We start from the raw sequence: 6055 nt of genomic DNA, 5'->3' as shown, positions 1-6055 counted from the left end.
GTGAAGGCCTTGGTCGAGGCGACCCCGATTTCCGGGCCGGCGTGGGTGTAGATGACGCCGTCGCATTCGCGGGGGATCGACGATTCGACCACGTTGCAGATCGAAACCACCCGGCCACCCTTGCCTTTGGCCTCGCGCAGGGCGGCCAGGGTGTCGGCGGTTTCCCCGCTCTGGCTGATCAGCAGGGTCAGGGTGTTTGCGCCGACGATCGGGTCGCGGTAGCGGAATTCGCTGGCGATGTCGACTTCGACCGGCACCCGGCAGTGCTTTTCGATCATGAACTTGCCGACCAGGCCGGCATGCCAGGAGGTGCCGCAGGCGACGATGAAAATCTTCTCCAGCGACTGCAGCTCGGCATCGGTCAGGTTCAGATCCTCGAGATAGACATCCCCCTCTTCTTCGCGCAGACGCCCGGCCAGGGTGTCGGCGATGGCCCGCGGCTGCTCGTAGATCTCCTTGAGCATGAAGTGCTTGTAGCCGCCCTTTTCCGCCATCAGCGGGCTCCAGGTGATGGTCTTCGGGGATTTGCTGACGGGATTGCCGACCAGGTCGGTGAATTCCATGGTGCCGCCGGTAAAGACCACCATCTCACCGTCTTCGAGGAAAATCATCTCGCGGGTGTGGGAGAGCATGGCCGGGATGTCGGAGGCGACGAAATTTTCATTTTTCCCCTGACCGACCACCAGCGGCGAGCCGAGCTTGGCGGCGACCATCTTGCCCGGCTCCTGTTCGCAGAGGATAGCTACCGCGTAGGCGCCGCGCACTTCGGCCAGGGCCTTACGCACCGCGCTAACGAAATCCTTGGTGGTTTTGTAATGCTCTTCCACCAGGTGGGAGATGATCTCGGTGTCGGTTTCGGAGCTGAAGCTGTGCCCCTGCTTGCGCAGACGTTCTTTAAGCACCAGGTAGTTCTCGATGATGCCGTTGTGGACCACGACGATGCCGCCGGCGTTGTGGGGATGGGCGTTGATTTCCGACGGGCGGCCGTGGGTGGCCCAGCGGGTGTGGCCGATGCCGCAGGTCCCCGTGACCGGGCGTTCACGGAGGACGTTTTCCAGGTTGATCAGCTTGCCCTGGGCCCGGCGGATGTCGATCCTGCCGTCGTGGTGGGTGGCGATCCCGGCCGAGTCGTAGCCGCGGTATTCGAGCCGGCGCAGGCCGTCAAGGACAATGGGGGTGGCTTCCTGGAAGCCGATATATCCAACAATGCCGCACATATGAACTCCTGATGAGGTGTGAGGTGAGAAAGGTAAGGCGTGGAGGGCTTAATCCTTCGCGCCTACGCTTCACCCCTTACGGTTTCTTGTTTTTCTTCTGCCGCAGGCGCCAGCCTTCGATGATCTTCTGTTCGCTGCGTGACAGGGCCAGGGAGTCGGGGGGGACGTCCTTGGTGATGGTCGAGCCGGCGCCGATCAGGCTGTTGCGACCGATCCGCACCGGGGCGACAAACTGGGTATCGCTGCCGACGAAGACGTCGTCCTCGATGATGGTCTTGTGCTTGTTGACGCCGTCGTAGTTGCAGGTAATGGTGCCGCAGCCGATATTGACGTTGCGCCCGATTTCGGTGTCGCCGAGGTAGGTGAGGTGGCTGGCCTGGGCTTTTTCCGCCAGGATGGCCTTTTTGGTTTCGACGAAGTTGCCGAGCTTGTTGTGGCCGGCCAGCATCGTGCCTGGGCGCAGGTGGGCCATGGGGCCGATGGCGCAGTGGGGGCCGAGGGTCGATTCGGCCAGCACCGAGCCGGCCTTGAGGTGGGCGTGGTCGCCGATGGTGCAGTCACTGACGATGACCCCCGGTTCGACGATGCAGTGGCTGCCGAGGCGGGTGCTTCCGCGCAGGTGGGCACCGGGGTGGATGACGCAGTCCGGGCCGATTTCGACCTCGGGGTCGATATAGGTAGCCGCCGGGTCGAGCAGGGTGACCCCGGCGCGCATGTGTCTTTCGTTGATGCGCCGGCGCAGGATGGTGTTGGCCTCGGCCAGCTGGACCCGGTCGTTGATCCCCAACGGCTCGTCCGGGTCGGCGACGCTGATGGCGCGTACCGTGCGGCCCTGCCGGCGGGCGATTTCCAGCACGTCGGTGAGGTAGTATTCGCCCTGGGCGTTGTCGCGGCCGACAGTGCGCAGGGCGTCGAACACCAGCGGCGCCTCGAAGGCGTAGATGCCGGTGTTTATTTCGCGGATGGTCTTTTCCTTGGTCGAGGCGTCTTTTTCTTCGACGATGCGCAGGACCGCCTCGCCATCGCGGACCACCCGGCCGTAGCCGTGGGGGTTTTCCATCTCGGCCGTCAGTACGGTGACCGCCGCCTGCTGCTCGGCGTGGTAGGCCAGCAGCCGTTCAATGGTCTGCTTTCGCAGCAGTGGCACGTCGCCGCACAGCAGCAGCAGGGTGCCGGAGAAATTCTGCAGCTGGCTTTCGGCGCAGAGCAGGGCGTGGCCGGTGCCGAGCTGCTGCTCCTGCAGGGCGAAGAGTGCCGGCTCCTGCGCCAGCGTCTGTTTGACCTGCTCGGCGCCATGGCCGACCACCAGGACGGTTTTTTCGCAGCCCAATTCGCGGCACAGCCGCACCGGGGCGCAGACCATCGGTTGGCCCGCCACCGGGTGCAGCACCTTGGGGAGCTGCGACTTCATTCGCGTGCCCTGACCGGCTGCGAGAATGACGGCCGCCAGATGTTGTGTGCTCATAATCCCTCCGAAAATGAGTTCTTGAAAAAGTTATAATTATCATGGAACAGCCCCGGAGAGTCAAGGATTATGCCCTTCCGGCGACAAGTATACCCCGGTGTTTTTCTTTGCAAAGGTCTGGCAAGTTCAGTATAGTCCAAATATTGGAGGCTTCTATGGATGAACGGCGTGCCATTGCGAGGGAGCTGGGGGATGTCGAGCAGGATATCAAGGATCTGGTGATCCTTTATGAGCAGTATTTTGCCGGAGTCGAAAAACGCGAACCGATAAAGCCGCGCGAGGCTGTGGCCGCGCGTCTGCGCCGTTTCGTCAACCGCAGAATCATCCAGACCGATCTGCGTTTTCGTTGCCAGACCCTGGCGGCCCGTTTTCATAGCTATTCCACCTACTGGGACCGTATCCTGCGCCTGATCGATGAGGGGCGCTATATCCGGCAGGTCGCCAAGGCCGGTCGCACATCCTCTCCCGAGCCGGTATCCGCTCCCGTGGTCGACCCCATGGACCGGGTCTATCAGGAACTGCTGCAGGCCCGCAGGGACTGCAGCGTCGCCGGGCCCGACCCGGAACGGCAGCAGGTTCACTCCTTTCTGGAGCGGCAGAAGGAGAAGATCCGCGAAACCTTCGGTGATCGCGAGGTGGAGTTTAGGGTGGTGACTGAAGACGGCAAGCCGAAAATCAAGGTGCGCGCCAAGAAATAGGAGGCCCGGTGCCCCGCAAAAAGGGAAAGACAGCTCTGGTTCTGGCTGGCGGAGGAATCATGGGGGCCGCGTACGAGATCGGCTGCCTGACTGCCTTGGACCGGCTGTTTGCCCCGGGTTTCTCGACCCGCCGCTTCGATCTTTATGTCGGGGTCAGCGCCGGGTCGGTGATTGCCACCCTGATCGCCAATAAAATCGAGCCCGCCGCCCTGTTCCAAGCCATCGCCAACGACGAAAGCACGGTCTTCAACTGGCGTCGCAAAGATATTTACCGGCTCGACGCCCGCAACCTGGCGGCCTCCTGCGGCCAGGTGCTGCGCAACCTCTTCAAGATACTCGGCCATCATCGCCGGCAGCGCTGGACCTTTTCGCTGAACGACATGTTCACGATCCTGCAGGAGCAGTTCCCTTCCGGGCTCTTTTCCCTCGAGCCGATGTGCCAGTACCTCTCCGAATCTTTCCGCCAGGAGGGGATTCTCGACGATTTCCGCCAGCTGTCTGCCGAGCTTTACATCCCGGCCTACGATATCGACCACGGCCGCCGGGTCGTGTTCGGCTCTGAGGGGCTGCAGGATGTCCGGATCTGCCAGGCCATCACCGCCTCCTGCGCCATCCCGTACTTTTTTCGCCCCTACCCGATTGCCGGACGCCATTACCTGGACGGATCCGTCGGCCGGGTGAGCCATCTGGATATCGCCGTCGAGCGGGGCGCCGAGCTGATCCTGGTGGTCAACCCCCGGGTGCCCATGGACAACGATCAGGAGCGCTCCTGTCTCCCCTCGCTCTCCTTCGGCAAGTGTTCCAGTATCGCCGACCTCGGCATCTCCTTCGCCTGGGAGCAGTCGCGGCGGATCGAAAACAAGGAGAAGCTCGACCTGGCTATCGCGCATTTCCGTCGTGAACACCCTGAGGTCGAGGTTCTGCTGGTCGAGCCGGGGCGTGACGAGTCGCTGTTCTTTTTTCAGAGCCCGATGAGCAACGAGGCCCGTCATCACGTGATGAATTACGGCTATCATCTGACCCTGGCCCAGCTGCGGGATCAGTACCCGGTCTTCGAGGCTGCTTTCGGCCGTTTGCGCATCCGCACCACGGACAAACACCTCTCCGCACCGCCGCCGGCCGAGGTAAACCGTTAAATCGTAGCGCGGTTGTCGTTCGGCAATCAGGAGGATCTGATCCATGCGAATTGTTCTGCCGACCCTGCATGTCCGCCGTTCGGCCCAGGCCGTTCCGCTGGCGGCCGGGTGTCTGAAGGCGGCTCTGCCGGAACCGCTGCGGGCCCAGGCGCAGCTGCTCGATCTCTTTCCGGAGCAGAGCGACCAGAGCATGCTACAGGCGATTCTCGCCAGCGAGCCGAAGCTGGTGGCGTTTTCCCTCTATGTCTGGAATCGGCGCCGGGTGTGCGGGCTGGCGCGCCAGCTGCGCAGCGCCAGGCCCGCGATAAAACTGGTGGCCGGAGGCCCCGAAGTCTTTGCGGACTCGCAGGCGGTGCTGTCGGAGGGCGGCTTTGACGGGGTCATCCTCGGCGAGGGAGAAGAGACCTTTGCCGAGCTGGCGCTGCGGTTGGCGCGCGGGGCAGAACTTGAGCCGTCGGCAGGGCTGGTGCTGGCTGAACAGGGGGGAGCGGGCGAGGCGCCATCGCCATCTCCGGCGCCGGATTTGGGCCGGCTGCCTTCGCCGTGGCTTGAGGGTGCCGTGGCTCCAACCGACGCCGGCGGCGTGCTCTGGGAAACCTCCCGCGGTTGTCCCTTCAACTGCACCTTCTGTTTCGATGGCCGCGGCAGTCGCGGCACCCGGCTACTGCCGCTTGCGCGGCTGGAGAAGGAGCTGGAACTGTTCGTGCGGCGGCAGGTCAGCCAGGTCTGGGTTCTTGATTCGACCTTCAACCATCCGCCGGAGCGGGGCAAGAAACTGCTCAAGCTCCTTGCCCGCAAGGCCCCGCACATTCATTTTCATCTGGAGGCCAAGGCCGATTTTCTCGACCGGGAGACCGCCCGGCTGCTGGCGAAACTCTCCTGCTCGGTGCAGATCGGACTGCAGTCGGCCCGTCCCGAAGTGCTGCGGAAGATCCACCGGAGTCTCGATCCCGAACAGTTCGCGCAAAAGATCCAGCTGCTTGCCCGCGAGGGGGTGACTTACGGGCTTGACCTGATTTACGGTCTTCCGGGGGACGATTTCTCGGGCTTTTGCCGGAGCCTTAATTACGCTTTCGGGCTTGCGCCCAACCATATCGATATTTTTCCCCTGGCCGTACTGCCTGGCACCGTGCTGCACCGGGAGGCTGCTGACCACGGCCTGCGGGCACAGCTGGAGCCGCCCTACGAAATTCTCGAAAGTGCCACCATGAGCGCCGCCGACCTGGACGCCTGCCGCCTGCTGGCAGCGTCAGCCGACCTCTTTTACAACACCGGTCGCGCGGTCGCTTTCTTCGCCGCCCTGCTCAAGGTGGCCGGTTGCGACGCGGTGAGTTTCCTGCGGGGCTTTGCGGCGTGGCTGCTCGCCGAGCAGAAGGTATCTCACGAGGCCCTGCTGGCCAGTGAGCGATGGATGCCCGCCGAGGCGCTGCCGCTGCAGGAAGCCTATGTGGCCTTTCTGTTCAAAAAGCAGAAGCAGGCCGATCTTCTGCCGGCGGCCCAGGATTTGCTCCGTTATCATTTTCACTACGCCGAAACCCT

Annotated in this window: 5 protein-coding genes; 3 read left to right on the top strand and 2 right to left on the bottom strand. The window is 63.1% G+C overall.

Annotated elements, in window-relative coordinates; genetic code table 11:
• Window positions 1–1217, bottom strand: a 1217-nt coding sequence (gene glmS, locus ABYV89_RS13600; protein ID WP_432823487.1) for a glutamine--fructose-6-phosphate transaminase (isomerizing), incomplete at its 3' end; no start/stop codon positions are given.
• 76 nt (window positions 1218–1293) lie between these two features.
• Window positions 1294–2682, bottom strand: a complete 1389-nt coding sequence (gene glmU / locus ABYV89_RS13595) for a bifunctional UDP-N-acetylglucosamine diphosphorylase/glucosamine-1-phosphate N-acetyltransferase GlmU (protein ID WP_432823486.1) — start codon at window positions 2680–2682, stop codon at window positions 1294–1296.
• Window positions 2683–2837: 155 nt separating this feature from the next.
• Between glmU and ABYV89_RS13590 the strand changes: the two genes are divergently transcribed.
• The 3 genes from ABYV89_RS13590 to ABYV89_RS13580 all read left to right on the top strand — a co-directional run.
• A complete protein-coding gene (locus tag ABYV89_RS13590; RefSeq protein ID WP_432823485.1) occupies window positions 2838–3380 on the top strand; it encodes an MXAN_5187 C-terminal domain-containing protein in 543 nt (180 codons plus the stop codon).
• An 8-nt stretch (window positions 3381–3388) separates the two neighbouring features.
• Entirely contained in the window at window positions 3389–4516 is a 1128-nt protein-coding gene (locus tag ABYV89_RS13585) for a patatin-like phospholipase family protein (RefSeq protein ID WP_432823484.1), read from the top strand.
• A 43-nt stretch (window positions 4517–4559) separates the two neighbouring features.
• Window positions 4560–6055 (top strand): B12-binding domain-containing radical SAM protein (locus ABYV89_RS13580; RefSeq protein ID WP_432823483.1); only part of this gene is annotated, 1496 nt, incomplete at its 3' end.

Source organism: Trichloromonas sp. (assembly GCF_041583255.1).
Classification (GTDB): domain Bacteria; phylum Desulfobacterota; class Desulfuromonadia; order Desulfuromonadales; family Trichloromonadaceae; genus Trichloromonas.
The sequence above is the reverse complement of the archived record's forward strand: the minus strand, read 5'-3'. Positions and strand labels throughout refer to the sequence as shown.

Bases quoted from the DNA above. Each gene is read 5' to 3' on its own strand.
- ABYV89_RS13590 (WP_432823485.1), top strand. From the start codon at position 2,838: ATGGATGAACGGCGTGCCATTGCGAGGGAGCTGGGGGATGTCGAGCAG.
- glmU (WP_432823486.1), bottom strand. From the start codon at position 2,682: ATGAGCACACAACATCTGGCGGCCGTCATTCTCGCAGCCGGTCAGGGC.